A 15,398-nucleotide genomic window follows, 5' to 3' on the forward strand; every position below is an offset into this window, starting at 1 on the left:
AGGGTTCCGCCTGGCATCGCTTCCGGATGGCACCCAAAATGTCACAATCGGCGCTCCAGCCGGTCCGCAACTCCAGAGGTCGTTATGTCGCAATTTGAACTGGTCACCCGTTTCAAACCCGCCGGTGATCAGCCCGAAGCCATTCGGCAGATGATCGAAGGCATCGAGGCCGGGTTGTCGCACCAGACGCTGCTGGGCGTGACGGGCTCGGGCAAGACCTTCAGCATCGCCAACGTGATCGCTCACGTGCAGCGCCCGACGCTGGTGCTGGCGCCGAACAAAACACTGGCGGCGCAGCTTTACGGTGAGTTCAAGGCGTTCTTTCCGCGCAACGCGGTGGAGTATTTCGTCTCCTACTACGACTACTACCAGCCCGAGGCCTATGTACCGTCGTCTGACACCTTCATCGAGAAGGATGCCTCAATCAACGACCATATCGAGCAGATGCGCCTGTCGGCGACCAAGGCGCTGCTGGAACGCAAGGACGCCATCATCGTCACCACGGTGTCCTGCATCTACGGCCTGGGTGATCCCCAGTCGTACCTGAAGATGGTGCTGCATGTGGACCGCGGCGACCGGCTCGATCAGCGTGAGTTGTTGCGCCGTCTGACCGGTCTGCAATACACCCGCAACGATATGGATTTCGCCCGTGCGACCTTCCGTGTAAGGGGAGACGTGATCGACATTTTCCCCGCCGAATCCGACCTGGAAGCGGTGCGCATAGAGCTCTTCGATGACGAAGTGGAAAGTCTGTCGGCCTTCGACCCGCTGACCGGCGAGGTCATCCGCAAGCTGCCACGCTTCACCTTCTACCCCAAGAGCCACTACGTAACGCCGCGCGAAATCCTGCTGGAGGCGGTGGAAAAGATAAAGGTCGAACTCAAGGACCGGCTGGACTACCTGCGCAGTCAGAACAAGCTGGTGGAGGCGCAGCGCCTGGAGCAGCGCACCCGCTTCGATCTGGAAATGATCATGGAGCTGGGTTACTGCAATGGCATCGAGAACTACTCACGCTACCTCTCGGGGCGCGACAGCGGCGAGGCGCCGCCAACGCTGTACGACTATTTGCCGGCCGATGCGCTGCTGGTGATCGACGAATCTCACGTCAGCGTGCCGCAGGTCGGCGCCATGTACAAAGGCGACCGCTCGCGCAAGGAAACCCTGGTGGAGTACGGCTTCCGCCTGCCGTCGGCGCTAGATAACCGGCCCATGCGCTTCGACGAGTGGGAGGCGATCAGCCCGCAGACTATCTTCGTTTCGGCCACGCCGGGCCCTTACGAAGCTGAGCACGCCGGGCGTGTGGTCGAACAGGTGGTGAGGCCTACGGGGCTGGTCGATCCGCAAATCGAAATACGACCGGCGCTGACTCAGGTCGATGATCTGCTATCGGAGATCACCAAGTGCGTGGCCAAGGAAGAGCGCGTGCTGGTTACCACCCTGACCAAGCGCATGGCGGAGGATCTGACCGACTACCTCGGCGACCACGGCGTGCGCGTGCGCTACCTGCACTCGGATATCGATACCGTGGAGCGGGTGGAGATCATCCGCGACTTGCGCCTGGGCGTGTTCGACGTATTGGTAGGCATCAACCTGCTACGCGAAGGCCTGGACATGCCGGAGGTGTCGCTGGTGGCGATCCTCGATGCGGACAAGGAAGGCTTTCTGCGTTCCGAGCGTTCGCTGATCCAGACCATTGGCCGTGCGGCGCGCAACCTCAACGGTCGGGCGATTCTCTACGCCGACAACGTGACCGGCTCGATGCAGCGCGCCATCGATGAAACTGAGCGCCGGCGCAACAAGCAGATCGCCTTCAACGAGGCTCACGGCATCGTGCCCAAGGGGGTGTTCAAGGATGTGCAGGACATCCTCGAGGGGGCCACCGTGCCGGGCTCGCGCAGCAAGAAGCGCCGCGGCGAGGCCAAGGCGGCGGAGGAGGCGGCGCGTTACGAAAACGAGCTGCGTTCGCCTAGCGAGATCACCAAGCGTATCCGACAGTTGGAAGAAAAGATGCTTGCCTACGCACGCGACCTGGAGTTCGAGGCCGCCGCGCAGACGCGCGACGAGATACACAAACTGCGCGAGCGGTTGTTGCAGGTGTAGGGGGGAAGAAGCGGGACGTTGCAGCGGTTGCAACACGTAGCCAAGTGGGTTGGATTAGCCGAGGGCGTAATCCGGCGTTCTCGGATCAAGCTTCATGTGTGCAGGCGGATGTGGCCAGTTCGCAGTAAACGATGGAGGCGCCTTCGGCGATTCCATCCGAACTGGAGCGTCTTACGGCGTGCCTGTTACCATTCATCCCTTCGATTTACGTTCGTTCGAGATCTTTCATGACCACCGTTCGCACCCGCATCGCGCCATCTCCCACTGGCGACCCGCACGTCGGCACAGCCTATATCGCGCTGTTCAACCTCTGCTTCGCCCGCCAGCATGGTGGTCAGTTCATTCTGCGTATCGAGGACACCGACCAGTTGCGCTCGACCCGCGAATCCGAACAGCAGATCTACGATGCCCTGCGCTGGTTGGGCATCGAATGGGACGAAGGCCCGGACGTCGGCGGCCCGCATGGCCCCTACCGGCAGAGCGAGCGTGGTGAGATCTACAAGAAGTACTCGGACGAACTGGTCGCCAAGGGCCATGCCTTCCCGTGCTTCTGCAGCGCCGAGCGCCTCGATCAGGTGCGCGCCGAGCAGATGGCCAATAAGGAAACCCCGCGCTACGACGGGCACTGCATGCACATCGCGCCAGCCGAGGCGCAACAGCGCATCGCCAGTGGCGAATCCCACGTGATCCGCATGAAAGTGCCCAGCGAAGGCATTTGCCAAGTGCAGGACATGCTGCGCGGCACCGTCGAGATCGGCTGGGACCGCATGGACATGCAGGTGCTGATGAAGGCTGATGGCCTGCCAACCTATTTCCTCGCCAACGTGGTCGATGACCACCTGATGGGCATCACCCACGTGCTGCGTGGCGAAGAGTGGCTGCCGTCGGCACCCAAGCTGATCAAACTCTACGAATACTTCGGCTGGGAACAGCCGCAGCTGTGCTATATGCCGCTGCTGCGCAATCCGGACAAGAGCAAGTTGTCCAAGCGCAAGAACCCTACCTCGGTTACCTTCTACGAACGCATGGGCTTCATGCCCGAGGCGATGCTCAACTACCTGGGCCGCATGGGTTGGTCGATGCCCGACGAGCGTGAGAAATTCACCCTGGCGGAAATGATCGAGCACTTCGACATCAACCGCGTTTCCCTGGGCGGGCCGATCTTCGATGTTGAGAAACTGTCCTGGCTCAACGGTCAGTGGATCCGTGAGCTGAGCGTCGAGACCTTCGCCAGCCAGGTGCAGAAATGGGCGCTAAACCCCGAGTACCTGATGAAGATCGCACCGCACGTGCAGGGTAGGGTGGAGACCTTCAGCCAGATCGCGCCGCTGGCCGGTTTCTTCTTCTCTGGTGCGCTGAACCTCGATCCGTCGCTATTCGCTCACAAGAAGCTGGACGAAATCCAGGTGCGTCAAGTGTTGCAACTGACGCTGTGGAAGCTCGAAGCGCTTCGCCATTGGGATAAGGAGCGCATCACTGATGTCATTCAGGCGGTGGCTGCGCACTTGGAGCTGAAACTACGTGACGTGATGCCGCTGATGTTCGCCGCGATCACCGGTCAGGCCAGTTCTGTGTCAGTGCTTGATGCTATGGAGATTCTCGGTCCTGATCTGACTCGCTTCCGTCTGCGCCAGGCGTTGGAGTTGCTCGGCGGGGCGTCGAAGAAAGAAGTGAAGGAGTGGGAGAAGCTGTTGGCAGCGATTGTTTGAGCGGTTTTAAACGCTTCGTGAACTAGCCGGCACCTGCGATACGAAGCACAGGTTTCTGTGGGAGCGGGCTTGCTCGCGAAAAATTTGAGACGCGCCATCCGTCGGCGGTAAGTAATTGTTCTTCTGTCGAAATTTCTTCACCGGCCAGTAAAAATTTCGTTGACACTGTGCAGGGTCGCCCCTAATATGCGCCCCGTCCTCGAGATGGGGCTATAGCTCAGCTGGGAGAGCGCTTGCATGGCATGCAAGAGGTCGACGGTTCGATCCCGTCTAGCTCCACCAATCTCGGACGATGATTGCCACCGACACGCCTAGCGGCGGGTCGCGTAAGAAGGTTTTGTCCCCTTCGTCTAGTGGCCTAGGACACCGCCCTTTCACGGCGGTAACAGGGGTTCGAGTCCCCTAGGGGACGCCATATTCCAGCAGCGTTGCGCAAGCATCGCGAGTCGGGAGACGTTAAATCCGGGGCTATAGCTCAGCTGGGAGAGCGCTTGCATGGCATGCAAGAGGTCGACGGTTCGATCCCGTCTAGCTCCACCAATTTCCACGCGTTTCGGCAGTCGCTGAATCGTTCGAAGGTTTCGTCCCCTTCGTCTAGTGGCCTAGGACACCGCCCTTTCACGGCGGTAACAGGGGTTCGAGTCCCCTAGGGGACGCCATTTTTATTGCCCGTTTTGGGCGCCAAAGGGTCATTTCTCACGAAGTGGCCCTTTTTGTTTGGGCGCGTTTAAAGTGGGTGCAAGATCCCATTCATCCGGTTGAAACGGCTCGCTGTGCTGAATGGTCCGTCATAGACGTTCGGCGCAGGCGTGACATCCAGCAGCGTCTAGCTTCCAATAGGAGTATTGCGTCTGACGGCGCACAGCACAGCGAGGAGGGATGCATGATTTGGGATCAAGCCGACGCGTTCATAATCGACATCGCAGTCGAGGCCGACCATATCGACGAGTTAGGCCATGCCAACAATGCGGTGTATGTCTCATGGTTGGAGCAGAGCGCCTGGCAGCACTCTCAGAGTCTGGGTCTGGGAGTGGAGGATTACCGCCGTCTGGATCGAGCAATGGCCGTGCTCAGGCATGAGATCGATTATCTGGCAGCGGCTTATCTGGGCGATCGCCTGCAGTTGGCAACCTGGATCGTCGATTCCGATCAGCGGTTGAAGATGAAGCGTAACTTCCAGTTGGTCAGGCCGGCAGATGGCACGACCCTGCTACGGGCTCAGACCACCTTCGTCTGCATTCAGATGTCGAGTGGCAAGCCCAAACGGATGCCGCTGGAGTTCGTGGAGGGGTACGGCCAGGCCTTGGTTCAGCCTTATCCCCTCGAACTCTAACGGGCCTCAAGTCAACGCTGTTCCGGTTTGCTCACATCGGCATCACGGCGTTCATCGGCGTCTTCGCGCCAATCGTCTTGTACTTCTTTTTTCATTTTTTCATCCAGGGTCGTGCCGTCTTCATTGACATCGGCAGTGTTGGCGCGCTGATGGTTTTCGCTCATGGCGCTGCCATGGGCGTCACTGGCGGCACCGTGTGTGCTGTCATGCATATCGTCCTGGTTAGCCATCGCGCCAGTGGCAATAAAGCTGGCAAAGACGGCGGCGGTAAGATGCGTGGTTTTCATAGGAGTCTCCGGTAGTGATTGGCCTACTCCCTAATTCCGACTCGATGCATGGAGGATTGTTCGCTCGCAGCGATTGAGCGCTCTGGTCGCGGGATGATGGATAATGGTGCCGCTCAGTCTGGCCTCGTCGTGGTTCGATGGGTATCGATCGCATTTTTCAAGTGGACCGATTCAGTTCAAATTCAAGGCAGGCCAGTTGGTTAACAAGCTGCGCAAAATCATCCACGTCGATTGCGATTGCTTCTACGCGGCCATCGAGATGCGTGACGATCCCAGTCTGGCGAACCGACCTATCGCTGTGGGCGGGCTGGCCGACCGGCGTGGCGTCATTGCCACCTGCAACTACGAAGCACGCGCCTACGGTGTACGCTCTGCGATGGCGTCTGGGCATGCACTGAAGCTCTGTCCAGACCTGCTGATCCTTCGGCCCCGTATGGACGCCTATAAGGAAGCCTCGCGCGAGATCCACGAGATCTTTCGTACCTATACCGATCTTATCGAGCCCCTGTCGCTCGACGAGGCCTTTCTGGACGTGAGCGATTGCGAACACTTCTCCGGCAGTGCGACACGTATCGCCCAGGATATTCGCCGCCGGGTATGGCAGCAGCTGCGCATCACGGTTTCGGCGGGCGTTGCGCCGAACAAGTTTCTCGCCAAGATCGCCAGTGATTGGAACAAGCCTGACGGATTGTTCGTGATTACCCCGGATCAGGTCGAAGACTTCGTGCTGGCGCTACCGGTCGCCAAGTTGCATGGCGTCGGCCGCGTGACTGCCGAAAAGCTCAAGCGACTGGGCATCCACACCTGCGCGGATCTACGCACCTGGAAGCGCCTGGATCTGGTTCGGGATTTCGGTTCGTTCGGCGAGCGGCTCTGGGGGCTGGCGCACGGGGTCGATGAGCGCCTGGTTAAAGTTGAAAGACGGCGCCAGTCGGTCAGCGTTGAAAACACCTACGAGCGCGACCTGCCGGACCTCGCAGCCTGCCTGGAACGATTACCCGAACTGCTCGAAGCACTCGCCGGCCGGATGGCGCGGCTCGACAGTGGATACCGACCGGGCAAACCCTTCGTCAAACTCAAATTTCACGACTTCACCCAGACGACCTTAGAGCAGGCAGGCGCCGGCCTTGAGCTGGAGAATTACGCTGATCTCGTTGCCGGCGCCTATGCGCGTGGTAAGCGTCCAGTGCGGCTGATGGGCGTCGGGGTCCGTTTGATTGATCTACGCAACGACTTCATGCAGCTGAGTCTGTTCTAGCCTTCTGCCGCTGGTGGCTCCGTCAATTCAACGGTTTCGTGCGGCACACTTGGCATAAAAGAGGGGTTGCCCCGGCCTGCCTGTACCGAGGTCCCCGAAACTGGCTGAATAAAGCTATGCATCGCATATGCCAGTTCCGTTTTGGGTATCTGCAATCAACTGATTGGAGGCTGCGTTCGCCAAGGGCCGCGTTCTTGCTGGGTTTTGGGGTGGCGATATCAAGCTAGTGCGATGGCTGCCTTCGCTCGTTTCGCGCAAATAGAGTGCAACTGCATGCAATTCGCACACTTGTGGCGCAGTCAGTTCTGTTCCGGCCAGACGCGGAGCGGGGCGCCTTCAGCTGGCCAGAAGCGCAGCTGATCGATTTTGGATACGTCCCAGCGCTCAACACGGGAAAGCAAATCCAGGAACTGCTGTTCCTGCTTCATGATGTGGTCGGCGCACATCTTGCGCGTGCTGCCTACTTCGCTGAAGCGGATCTGCTGACCGTCAAGCTGGTAGTTGGCGAACCAGTGATTGCAGCCGGCGTTGCCGTAGACGCGGTCTTCGCTGAAGGTCAGCGAGACCGGGTTGCGGCCTACCACGGGGTCTTCGCCGATCCATTCGGCGATGTAAGTGACGTCATGCTGCAGGGTGAGCGGGTCGACTGAGCAACCGCTGACAGACAACACGGCAAGGCTGGCCATGATGAACTTGTTCATTGTTTGGGCTCCCGGCATGTGGGGCACAGGTGTCGACCGCCGTCGTTCGTCCAGCCCAATTCGCTGATCCGCGCTTCGGCCGCCGGGGCGCGAGCGGCTTCTCCTTTGGCTGCGTCCACGGCGAATTCGAAATCCAGCTGTTTACCGCAAGCGTCGCAGTCGACCTGCCAGTTAATGATCGCCAGTTCACGAAACACCGGGCCGCTCGCCACGGCCATCCACTGGCCCGGCGGATTGATCAGGTGTCGAACCTTGTCGACCGTCAGGCGCTGGAAGAGCTCCCGGCTGCCTTTGAGCGTGACGATGAGCACGTCGCCCGAGCGGATGTTGCCGCCGTTACCTGTGACCTGATAGCGGCCCGGTGCCAGAGCGCGGCATTCGGTCAGGGTGTGTGCGGGGTTGAGCAGGTTGTAACGGAAATCGTGTTCGGCCATGACTCGCGATCGACTGGAATGAGGGGGCTTTTGCGGCGGGCCGTAATGCTAGCACGCTAGTTGAGCAGAGGCTGCGCTGGACGAGGCAAAGTAATCGAGCAATCCGGTTTTCCGATGCGTTGCTGGGCAATCGGTCTAAGGCACGGCGAGCGGGGCTCCGGCAGCAAGGTCGTCTGCCGCTTTACCCCAGCCCTCTCCCCGGAGGGGAGAGGGGGCGAACCGAGTGGTTGCTGTCTTTTTGGAGGGCGGGGAGCCAGGGTTACGCGGCCTGGGGGCTGTTTTCGGCGGCGAGACTCGCCATTCCCCTCATATCAGCCCTCTCCCGGATGGGGAGAGGGAGCTGACCGAGTGGTTGCTAGGCTGCTTTAGGCTGGCCATTGTTGGCCATAAAGAATCCAAACCATGAGCACCGATGCCCAACCAGATTCAATCAGATAGTTACGGATGGGTATCGGCAAAAGTCTCGTCGAGAAAACGCTGCATGTCCTTCCAGGAGCGCTCGTCGGCCGCCTTGTTGTACGCCACGTCGACACCTTTTTCCTGAAACTTGTCGGCTCCGGGGTTGGTGAATCCGTGTTTTGCGCCAGGCAGGTTGACGAAGCGGTAGTCGGCGCCGGCTTTGACCATTTCTGCATTCAGTGCTGCTACGTCATCAACACTGACCATGCTGTCTTCGCTGCCGTGCTCGACCAGTACGCGAGCTTTGACGCTGCCTGGGACGGCACGGGTTTGCGTGGCCAGCGCGCCGTGGAAGCTGACGACGCCAACGAGCGGCGCGCCCTGGCGTGCCATGTCCAGCACTACCTTGCCACCAAAGCAGTAGCCGACCGCGGCGAGTTTTGCGGCGTCGGTTTGCTGTTGCTGCTTGAGCAGGTCCAGGCCGGCGTTGAAGCGGCCCTTGGCGGCGTCGGCATCGGCCAAGGCGGCCTGCATGAAACTCATGGCGTTCTTGGGATGCTCGGTGTTCTTGCCTTCACCGTACATGTCGATCGCCAGCGCGCTGTAGCCTAGCTCGGCCAAATCTCGAGCGCGGCTTTTGGCGTAGTCGTTGAGGCCCCACCATTCATGCACCACCACGACGCCCGGGCGCTTGCCTTCAATGGCGTCGTCATAAGCGTAATAGCCGATCATCTCGGTGCCGTCGGCGGCGGTATAGGGAATTTCCTGAGTCTGGATTTCGGCTTGAGCGGAGGCGCTGGCGGCCATCAGCGCGCCGAGCAGGCAATAGCGCATGAGAGAACTCCTTGTTATGGCAACGTCGATTGATAGCCGTCGTTCGACTCGCCTGCAACCCGGTCGTTCAGGTGTAGCGAAGGGCGTTAGATGTGGAGGAACAGAGCCGGCGCGACCCTGAGGGCCGCGCCGGATCGTGTTTACCAGCCCGGCACGCCGTGCATGTCCGGCAGCCGGTGGGCGATGCCCTTGTGGCAATCGATACAGGTGGCTTCGCCGTTGGCCAGGGCAGTGGAGTGGAACTGCGATGCGCGGGCGGACTGCCGTGTAAAGTCCATGTAGTCGAAATCGTGGCAGTTACGGCACTCCAGCGAGTCATTCGCTTTCAGACGACGCCATTCGCGTTCGGCCATTTCACGGCGCATGCCGAGAAATTTCTCCCGGGTGTTGATGGTGCCGAAGATCTTGCCCCAGACCTCCTTGGACGCCTGCATCTTGCGTGCGATCTTGTCCGTCCATTCATGGGGAACATGGCAGTCCGGGCAGGTGGCGCGCACGCCCGAGCGGTTGGTGTAGTGAATGGTGTCCTTGATCTCCATGTACACGTTGTCTTCCATTTCGTGGCAGGAGATGCAGAACGCCTCGGTGTTGGTCACTTCCAGCGCGGTGTTGAATCCGCCCCAGAAGATGATGCCGGCGATGAACCCGCCAAGCGTCAGCGCGCCTAGGCTGTAATGCACGCTCGGGCGGCGCAGAACCGTCCAGTATTTTTTGAGAAACGACAGTATCGACTTCATCCAGGCGTCCTCACTGTTCGTTCTGTTGGTTTTCGCGATAGAGCAACTCGTCGATGTTCTCGAAGTCGTTCTGCACCAGCGGTTTCACATCGTGCTGCACCACATGGCACTGGGTGCAGAAATAGCGGCGAGGGGCGACGGTGCCTAACGTCTGGCTGTCGCGATCCGTGAAATGCGTGATGCTGATCATCGGCGCCTGAGTGCGTGCGCTGTTGGCGCGGCTGTGGCATGACAGGCATTTGTTGCTGTTGACGTCGACCTGGTAGCCACGAATCGTGTGCGGAATGGTCGGCGGCTGCTCGGGGTAGTTGCGCTCGCGCTTGAGGTCCTTGTTTTCCTCGTCCTTGAGTGGCGGCGGGGTGAATTCCTGGGTGATGGTGCCGCCTGGGCGCCGGCCGTCCGGCGCGGGGGCGTCCAGTGGGTAGTTCGGCTCGGCGGCGATGGCCAGGCCAAACACCGTGAGGAGCGTCAAAGGCAGTAAGCGAAATTTCATGGCGACTCTCCTCAGGCGATGCTGACCACTTCGATTTTCACGGCGCATTTCTTGTAGTCGGTTTGCTTGGAGATCGGGTCGGTTGCGTCGAGGGTGACCTTGTTGATCAGCTTGTTGGCATCGAAGAAGGGCACGAAGATCAATCCCTTCGGCGGCTTGTTGCGGCCCCGGGTTTCGACGCGAGCCTGCATCTCGCCGCGCCGACTGATGACCTTGACCACGCTGCCACGACGCGCCTTGAGGTCGCGTGCGTCATCGGGATGCATGTACACCAATGCATCGGGAACCGCCTGGTGCAGTTCGTCGACGCGCTGAGTCATGCTGCCGGTGTGCCAGTGCTCCAGCACGCGGCCGGTGCTGAGCCAGAATGGATAATCCTCGTCAGGTATCTCCGCCGGGACCTCGTAGGGCAGGGCGAAGATGATCGCCTTCTTGTCTGGATAGCCATAGAACTGCACCCCGGTGCCTTTTTCGACGTAGGGGTCGTAGCCTTCCCGGTAACGCCAGCGGGTTTCTTCACCGTTTACCACGGGCCAGCGCAGGCCCCGCTCCTGGTGATAGCGATCGAAGTCCGCCAGGTCATGGGCATGGCCGCGGCCGAACTCGGCGTATTCCTCGAATAGGCCCTTCTGTACGTAGAAGCCGTACTCTTCCGACTCCTTGTTGCGGTAGCCCTCTTCGATATCCGAAGTGGGGAAGCGATCAACCTTGCCGTTTTTGAACAGCACATCGAAAAGCGTCTTGCCTTTGAGATCCGGGGCCTTGGCGAGCAGATCGGCCGGCCATACCTCATCGGTGGTGAAGCGTTTGGAAAACTCCATCAGCTGCCACAAGTCCGAGCGTGCTTCGCCCGGCGCGTTGACCAGTTGGTGCCAGAAATGAGTGCGGCGTTCGGCGTTGCCGTAGGCACCTTCCTTTTCCACCCACATGGCCGCCGGCAGGATGAGATCGGCCGCTTGGGCCGATACCGTCGGATAGACATCGGAAACAACGATGAAGGTTTCCGGATTGCGCCAACCGGGCAGCGTTTCCTGCATCAGATTCGGGCCGGCCTGCATGTTGTTGGAGGCCTGGGTCCAGTAAACCTTGAGGCCGCCATCCTTCAGTTCACGGCTTTGTTGCACAGCATGGAAGCCGGGTTTCTCCTGGATGGCGCCTTCTGGCAGCTTCCAGATTTTTTCGGTGGTGGCGCGGTGTTTCGGATTGGTGACCACCATGTCCGCAGGCAGGCGATGGGAAAAGGTCCCCACCTCCCGCGCGGTGCCGCACGCCGAGGGCTGGCCGGTGAGCGAAAAGGGACTGTTACCCGGCTCGCTGATCTTTCCGGTGAGCAAGTGGATGTTGTAAATCATGTTGTTCGCCCAGACACCCCGGGTGTGCTGGTTGAAGCCCATGGTCCAGAACGACATCACCTTGGTCTTCGGATCGGCATACAGCTCGGCCAATGCTTTCAGGCGCTCGGCGGGGACGCCCGATTCGTGGGCGGCGTGTTCGAGGGTGTAGGGTTTGAGGAACTCGGCGTAGTCCTCGAAGCTGATATCGGTCCAGCTGGCCGCTACTGCGGCGTTTTCGGCCTTCAGCTCGCGCGGATCGGTGGGGCGCAGGCCGTAACCGATGTTGGTGGCGCCCTTGGCGAACCGGGTGTGGTTCTTGATGAAGTCCTGATTGACCGCGCCGCTCTGGATGATGTGGTTGGCGATGTAGTTGAGGATCACCAGATCGGTCTGCGGATTGAACACCATCGGGATGTCGGCCAGATCGAAGCTGCGGTGCTCGAAGGTCGACATCACCGCGACCTTGACGTGCGGCGCGCTGAGCCGGCGGTCAGTGACTCGGGTCCAGAGCACCGGGTGCATCTCGGCCATGTTCGAGCCCCAGAGCACGAAGGCATCGGCCGCTTCGATGTCGTCATAGCAGCCCATGGGCTCGTCCATGCCGAAGGTCCGCATGAAGCCTACCGCCGCCGACGCCATGCAGTGACGGGCATTGGGGTCGAGGTTGTTGGAACGGAAGCCCGCCTTCATCAATTTGTTGGCCGCGTAGCCTTCCCACACGGTCCACTGGCCGGAGCCGAACATGCCGATGGAGCTCGGGCCGCTCTCCCTGAGCGCCGCCTTGTACTTCTCCTCCATGACGTCGAAGGCCTGTTCCCAGCTGACCGGCTGGAATTCGCCCTGCTTGTCGTACTGCCCATCTTTCATGCGTAATAACGGCTGCGTCAGACGATCGGAGCCATACATGATCTTGGACAGAAAGTAGCCCTTGACGCAGTTGATGCCGCGATTAACCTCGGCCTTCACGTCGCCATGGGTGGCCACGACACGATCCCCGGCAGTGGCGACCATCACACCGCAACCGGTGCCGCAGAAGCGGCAGGGCGCCTTGTTCCATTGAAGGTTGGTGACCTCCGGATTGGTGATCAGGTTGCTGGCGCTGGTGGCGATCGGCAGTCCCGCCACGCTGGCCGCTATGGCCGCAGCATTGGCCTTGGCAAATTGACGTCGTGTGAGGCTCATTCAGGCTCTCCTTCGGGTGAGAGGAGTTCGTGGTAAATCAGGGCGGCATTGAGAACGCCGGGTATTTGTTGGATATGGCTGATCGTGTCGAGGATCCGGCTTTCATGTTCGGCTTCGAGGACCACGACCAGTTTCCCCGCTGCACTCTCTTGATGCAGTTCGGTTCCGGGCAATAACACCAGGTTTCTTTTCACGGCTTCCAGCAGCTCGGCGCGGCAATGCACGAGCAAACTGGCGATATGCAGGGCGTTATTCATTGTTTTAGGTAAGGCTCCGCCTACATTGAAACTGCAAGCTAAAAGAGGACTGTTAAGGTCAGGTTAGTGCCGGTGGTCAACTCGGCGGGCCGGGTGGTCCGAAGACGACCAGCTGGCTTATCCAGACGATGAAGCCGTACCCAGCGACGATCACGACGCTTAGCAGGGGGAACAGGAAGACCAGCAGAAATACGAACAGTCGTGTTTCGTCTGGCTTGCTTATAAGGGCGGGATCGGTGTCGTGCGGCACTGCGTTCACCTTTTCTTCGACTGTGTATGGAGTCTAGGAAGCGCCAATGGCTTATTCAAAGTCGCCCGTCGATAAACGACAGGCTAATAAGCGCTAATCACAGTTGTTTTGACCTGGCTCAACAATAAGGTTCGGTGCGCGGAAAGCGTTGCATCATCTGAGCGATATACGGCCGAAACTCAAAGTCTTGTTTCGTTGCGACTGCGACGAAACAAGTTTGAACATCTAGCGTTGATATATGACCGCTTGTGCCTTTATCTGGCCAGGGTGTGGCTGCGTAGCATCTGTATGGCTGTGTGGTAGGCTGCGCCGCTTTTTCTGCTCGTTCCGCCGGTGACGGATGTAGGAATAAACGCATGCTTCCTGACTCGCTCGCTCATGATCATCTCAAGCGCGGGACCGCTGCTTATCGCCGCGCCACGCTGGCATTGTTCTGCGCCGGTTTCGCCACCTTCGCCATGCTTTATTGCGTGCAGCCTTTATTACCGCTGTTGGCGTCGCAGTTCTCCGTATCAGCTGCCGTCAGCAGCCTGGCGTTGTCGTTGACGACCTTGACACTGGCGCTCTCCCTGCTGATCTCCGGAAGCCTGGCTGAAAGCTGGGGTCGCAAGCCGGTCATGGCGCTGGCACTGGCCTTGGCTTGCCTGCTTGGCCTCGCCTGCGTAGCGGTGGAGTCCTGGACGCTGCTGCTCGTGCTGCGAGCGTTGCTGGGGCTGGCGCTCAGCGGATTGCCGGCCTTGGCGATGGCTTACGTCGGTGAGGAATTCGATCCCGAGTCGTTGCCCGCCGCGATGGGCTTGTACATCGGCGGGACCGCTCTAGGCGGCCTGCTGGGCAGATTGCTGTCGGGGCTGTTGAGCGACATCGGCGGTTGGCCATTGGCGCTGGGCGGGATAGCAGGATTAGGGCTGCTGGCGCTGGGATCGTTCATCTGGCTATTGCCAGCGTCGCGACATTTCAAGCCTCAGCCGTTATCGCTGCGCGCACTTCTGGACAACTTCGCTCGACATCTGGGCAACCCGATTCTGCGCAACCTGTTTCTGCAGGCGTTTCTGCTGATGGGCGGTTTCGTCGCGCTGTTCAACTACATCGGCTTCCGTCTGGCAGGGGCGCCGTTCGGCCTATCTTCGACGGTGATCGGCCTGCTATTCATTGTCTATCTAGCGGGAATCTTCAGTGCGGGTTGGGCAGGGCGACTGGTGCCGCGGTTGGGGGCCAAGACGGTCCTGCAATGCGGCGTCGGGCTAATGTTGCTGGGTGTCGGCTTGTGCGCAACGCCCTGGCTGGTCGCGATCATCGTCGGGCTGGCGCTGTTCACGCTCGGTTTTTTTGCCGCACATGCTGTCGCCAGCGGCCAGGTTGGCGTGCACGCCAATGGTGCCAAGGCGCAGGCATCGGCGCAGTATCTATGCGCCTATTATTTGGGCTCAAGCGTGGTGGGCTATGCGGCCGGTTACGTCTGGGAGCACGCCGGCTGGCTACCGCTGATGGCGGTACTCGCTGCGCTATTCGTGTTGGCCGCCTGGCGTGCCGGGCGTCTGTAGACGGTCACTCGACCCGTTGCTCGCCGCTGAATACCAGTGTGGCACGGCAGCTGCGACAGAAATAACGACGGCCTTTGCGGACCAGCGAATGGCGCTGCGGCGTGAACGGAAAATCCTGATCGGGACAGGCGCAGCGATAGATATAGCGGTTGACCTGGCGGCGGCTGACCTCATAACTGTGGCAGCGATCAGGGGTCAGTTCGTACACCCCGCGCATGATCAATTGCCACTCTTCGCCATGCGGGCGGATGCGACCACCAAACATCTGATGGGCGACCAAATGCGCGACTTCATGGGCCACGGTCTGCTTGAGGAAGTGATCGCGATTTTCCCGGTACAGCTGCGGATTGAAGCGCAACAGGTTGCTATCGAGGTGCGCAACGCCGGCCTTTTGCCCGCGCAATCTGAAGCTGACCTGCGGACGCGCGAAGCGTTTGTTGAAGAAGGCCTCGGCCTGCTGATAACAGGCCTCGACGCGGGCATGAAGCTGTTCGGGCATAGGGGCCTCCGAAGAAGCCCGGAATTATGCCGCAATGTGGCAGGGTG

At 60.0% G+C, this 15,398-nt stretch carries 15 protein-coding genes and 4 tRNA genes; 9 read left to right on the plus strand and 10 right to left on the minus strand.

Annotated elements, in window-relative coordinates:
- The first annotated feature begins 84 nt into the window (after nucleotides 1-84).
- The 7 genes from uvrB to GYM54_RS00130 all read left to right on the plus strand — a co-directional run bounded on the left by uvrB (nucleotide 85) and on the right by GYM54_RS00130 (nucleotide 5,142).
- Entirely contained in the window at nucleotides 85-2,100 is a 2,016-nt protein-coding gene (gene uvrB / locus GYM54_RS00100; protein WP_197444545.1) for an excinuclease ABC subunit UvrB, read from the plus strand.
- 227 nt (nucleotides 2,101-2,327) lie between these two features.
- Entirely contained in the window at nucleotides 2,328-3,809 is a 1,482-nt protein-coding gene (gltX, locus tag GYM54_RS00105) for a glutamate--tRNA ligase (RefSeq protein WP_197444546.1), read from the plus strand.
- Between the two features lie 206 nt (nucleotides 3,810-4,015).
- Nucleotides 4,016-4,091 (plus strand) — tRNA-Ala (locus tag GYM54_RS00110).
- A 57-nt stretch (nucleotides 4,092-4,148) separates the two neighbouring features.
- Nucleotides 4,149-4,224, plus strand: a tRNA-Glu gene (locus GYM54_RS00115).
- Nucleotides 4,225-4,273: 49 nt separating this feature from the next.
- Nucleotides 4,274-4,349: transfer RNA gene (locus GYM54_RS00120), tRNA-Ala, on the plus strand.
- 43 nt (nucleotides 4,350-4,392) lie between these two features.
- Nucleotides 4,393-4,468: transfer RNA gene (locus tag GYM54_RS00125), tRNA-Glu, on the plus strand.
- A gap of 224 nt (nucleotides 4,469-4,692) precedes the next feature.
- The gene (locus tag GYM54_RS00130) at nucleotides 4,693-5,142 is read left to right on the plus strand and encodes a thioesterase family protein (protein ID WP_131648355.1); all 450 of its coding nucleotides are present in this window, start codon (nucleotides 4,693-4,695) and stop codon (nucleotides 5,140-5,142) included.
- Between the two features lie 11 nt (nucleotides 5,143-5,153).
- Here the strand turns inward: GYM54_RS00130 and GYM54_RS00135 are convergent, their stop codons facing one another.
- Complete coding sequence (locus GYM54_RS00135) at nucleotides 5,154-5,429, minus strand: hypothetical protein (protein ID WP_181102886.1); 276 nt, start codon at nucleotides 5,427-5,429, stop codon at nucleotides 5,154-5,156.
- A gap of 208 nt (nucleotides 5,430-5,637) precedes the next feature.
- Here GYM54_RS00135 and dinB point away from each other — a divergent pair, with 208 nt between their 5' ends.
- Entirely contained in the window at nucleotides 5,638-6,687 is a 1,050-nt protein-coding gene (gene dinB / locus GYM54_RS00140) for a DNA polymerase IV (RefSeq protein ID WP_374105204.1), read from the plus strand.
- A gap of 299 nt (nucleotides 6,688-6,986) precedes the next feature.
- On the opposite strand, the gene GYM54_RS00145 is transcribed toward dinB, so the two are convergent.
- The 8 genes from GYM54_RS00145 to GYM54_RS00180 all read right to left on the minus strand — a co-directional run bounded on the left by GYM54_RS00145 (nucleotide 6,987) and on the right by GYM54_RS00180 (nucleotide 13,317).
- Nucleotides 6,987-7,388, minus strand: a complete 402-nt coding sequence (locus GYM54_RS00145; protein ID WP_197444548.1) for an META domain-containing protein — start codon at nucleotides 7,386-7,388, stop codon at nucleotides 6,987-6,989.
- Nucleotides 7,385-7,822 carry a hypothetical protein gene (locus GYM54_RS00150; protein ID WP_181102470.1) on the minus strand — a complete coding sequence of 146 codons (438 nt, stop codon included), beginning with the start codon at nucleotides 7,820-7,822 and terminating at the stop codon, nucleotides 7,385-7,387. Before GYM54_RS00150 ends, GYM54_RS00145 begins: the two co-directional genes overlap by 4 nt.
- A gap of 438 nt (nucleotides 7,823-8,260) precedes the next feature.
- Nucleotides 8,261-9,055: a dienelactone hydrolase family protein gene (locus GYM54_RS00155; protein ID WP_197444549.1), complete on the minus strand. Its 795-nt coding sequence runs from the start codon at nucleotides 9,053-9,055 to the stop codon at nucleotides 8,261-8,263.
- A 140-nt stretch (nucleotides 9,056-9,195) separates the two neighbouring features.
- On the minus strand, nucleotides 9,196-9,792 hold the full coding sequence (locus GYM54_RS00160) for a cytochrome c3 family protein (protein ID WP_131648361.1): 597 nt from the start codon (nucleotides 9,790-9,792) through the stop codon (nucleotides 9,196-9,198).
- 10 nt (nucleotides 9,793-9,802) lie between these two features.
- Nucleotides 9,803-10,285, minus strand: coding sequence for a nitrate reductase cytochrome c-type subunit (locus GYM54_RS00165; protein ID WP_131648362.1), 483 nt, complete (start codon nucleotides 10,283-10,285; stop codon nucleotides 9,803-9,805).
- Nucleotides 10,286-10,296: 11 nt separating this feature from the next.
- Nucleotides 10,297-12,801 carry a nitrate reductase catalytic subunit NapA gene (gene napA / locus GYM54_RS00170; RefSeq protein ID WP_197444550.1) on the minus strand — a complete coding sequence of 835 codons (2,505 nt, stop codon included), beginning with the start codon at nucleotides 12,799-12,801 and terminating at the stop codon, nucleotides 10,297-10,299.
- Complete coding sequence (locus GYM54_RS00175) at nucleotides 12,798-13,058, minus strand: chaperone NapD (protein WP_131648364.1); 261 nt, start codon at nucleotides 13,056-13,058, stop codon at nucleotides 12,798-12,800. Before GYM54_RS00175 ends, napA begins: the two co-directional genes overlap by 4 nt.
- Before the next feature lie 76 nt (nucleotides 13,059-13,134).
- Nucleotides 13,135-13,317 carry a nitrate reductase gene (locus tag GYM54_RS00180; protein ID WP_371924023.1) on the minus strand — a complete coding sequence of 61 codons (183 nt, stop codon included), beginning with the start codon at nucleotides 13,315-13,317 and terminating at the stop codon, nucleotides 13,135-13,137.
- A gap of 347 nt (nucleotides 13,318-13,664) precedes the next feature.
- Between GYM54_RS00180 and GYM54_RS00185 the strand changes: the two genes are divergently transcribed.
- A complete protein-coding gene (locus GYM54_RS00185; RefSeq protein WP_197444551.1) occupies nucleotides 13,665-14,852 on the plus strand; it encodes an MFS transporter in 1,188 nt (395 codons plus the stop codon).
- A gap of 4 nt (nucleotides 14,853-14,856) precedes the next feature.
- On the opposite strand, the gene GYM54_RS00190 is transcribed toward GYM54_RS00185, so the two are convergent.
- Complete coding sequence (locus GYM54_RS00190) at nucleotides 14,857-15,351, minus strand: SprT family zinc-dependent metalloprotease (RefSeq protein ID WP_131648367.1); 495 nt, start codon at nucleotides 15,349-15,351, stop codon at nucleotides 14,857-14,859.
- Between the last annotated feature and the right edge of the window lie 47 nt (nucleotides 15,352-15,398).

Origin of the sequence: Pseudomonas sp. MTM4, from assembly GCF_019355055.1 — a bacterium.
In the GTDB taxonomy this organism is placed as follows: Bacteria; Pseudomonadota; Gammaproteobacteria; order Pseudomonadales; family Pseudomonadaceae; genus Stutzerimonas.

Excerpts from the sequence above, each read along its gene's own strand:
- uvrB (WP_197444545.1), top strand. The coding sequence starts at position 85 with ATGTCGCAATTTGAACTGGTCACCCGTTTCAAACCCGCCGGTGATCAG.
- gltX (WP_197444546.1), top strand. The coding sequence starts at position 2,328 with ATGACCACCGTTCGCACCCGCATCGCGCCATCTCCCACTGGCGACCCG.
- GYM54_RS00130 (WP_131648355.1), top strand. The coding sequence starts at position 4,693 with ATGATTTGGGATCAAGCCGACGCGTTCATAATCGACATCGCAGTCGAG.
- GYM54_RS00135 (WP_181102886.1), bottom strand. The coding sequence starts at position 5,429 with ATGAAAACCACGCATCTTACCGCCGCCGTCTTTGCCAGCTTTATTGCC.
- GYM54_RS00145 (WP_197444548.1), bottom strand. The coding sequence starts at position 7,388 with ATGAACAAGTTCATCATGGCCAGCCTTGCCGTGTTGTCTGTCAGCGGT.
- GYM54_RS00150 (WP_181102470.1), bottom strand. The coding sequence starts at position 7,822 with ATGGCCGAACACGATTTCCGTTACAACCTGCTCAACCCCGCACACACC.
- GYM54_RS00155 (WP_197444549.1), bottom strand. The coding sequence starts at position 9,055 with ATGCGCTATTGCCTGCTCGGCGCGCTGATGGCCGCCAGCGCCTCCGCT.
- GYM54_RS00160 (WP_131648361.1), bottom strand. The coding sequence starts at position 9,792 with ATGAAGTCGATACTGTCGTTTCTCAAAAAATACTGGACGGTTCTGCGC.
- GYM54_RS00165 (WP_131648362.1), bottom strand. The coding sequence starts at position 10,285 with ATGAAATTTCGCTTACTGCCTTTGACGCTCCTCACGGTGTTTGGCCTG.
- napA (WP_197444550.1), bottom strand. The coding sequence starts at position 12,801 with ATGAGCCTCACACGACGTCAATTTGCCAAGGCCAATGCTGCGGCCATA.
- GYM54_RS00175 (WP_131648364.1), bottom strand. The coding sequence starts at position 13,058 with ATGAATAACGCCCTGCATATCGCCAGTTTGCTCGTGCATTGCCGCGCC.
- GYM54_RS00185 (WP_197444551.1), top strand. The coding sequence starts at position 13,665 with ATGCTTCCTGACTCGCTCGCTCATGATCATCTCAAGCGCGGGACCGCT.
- GYM54_RS00190 (WP_131648367.1), bottom strand. The coding sequence starts at position 15,351 with ATGCCCGAACAGCTTCATGCCCGCGTCGAGGCCTGTTATCAGCAGGCC.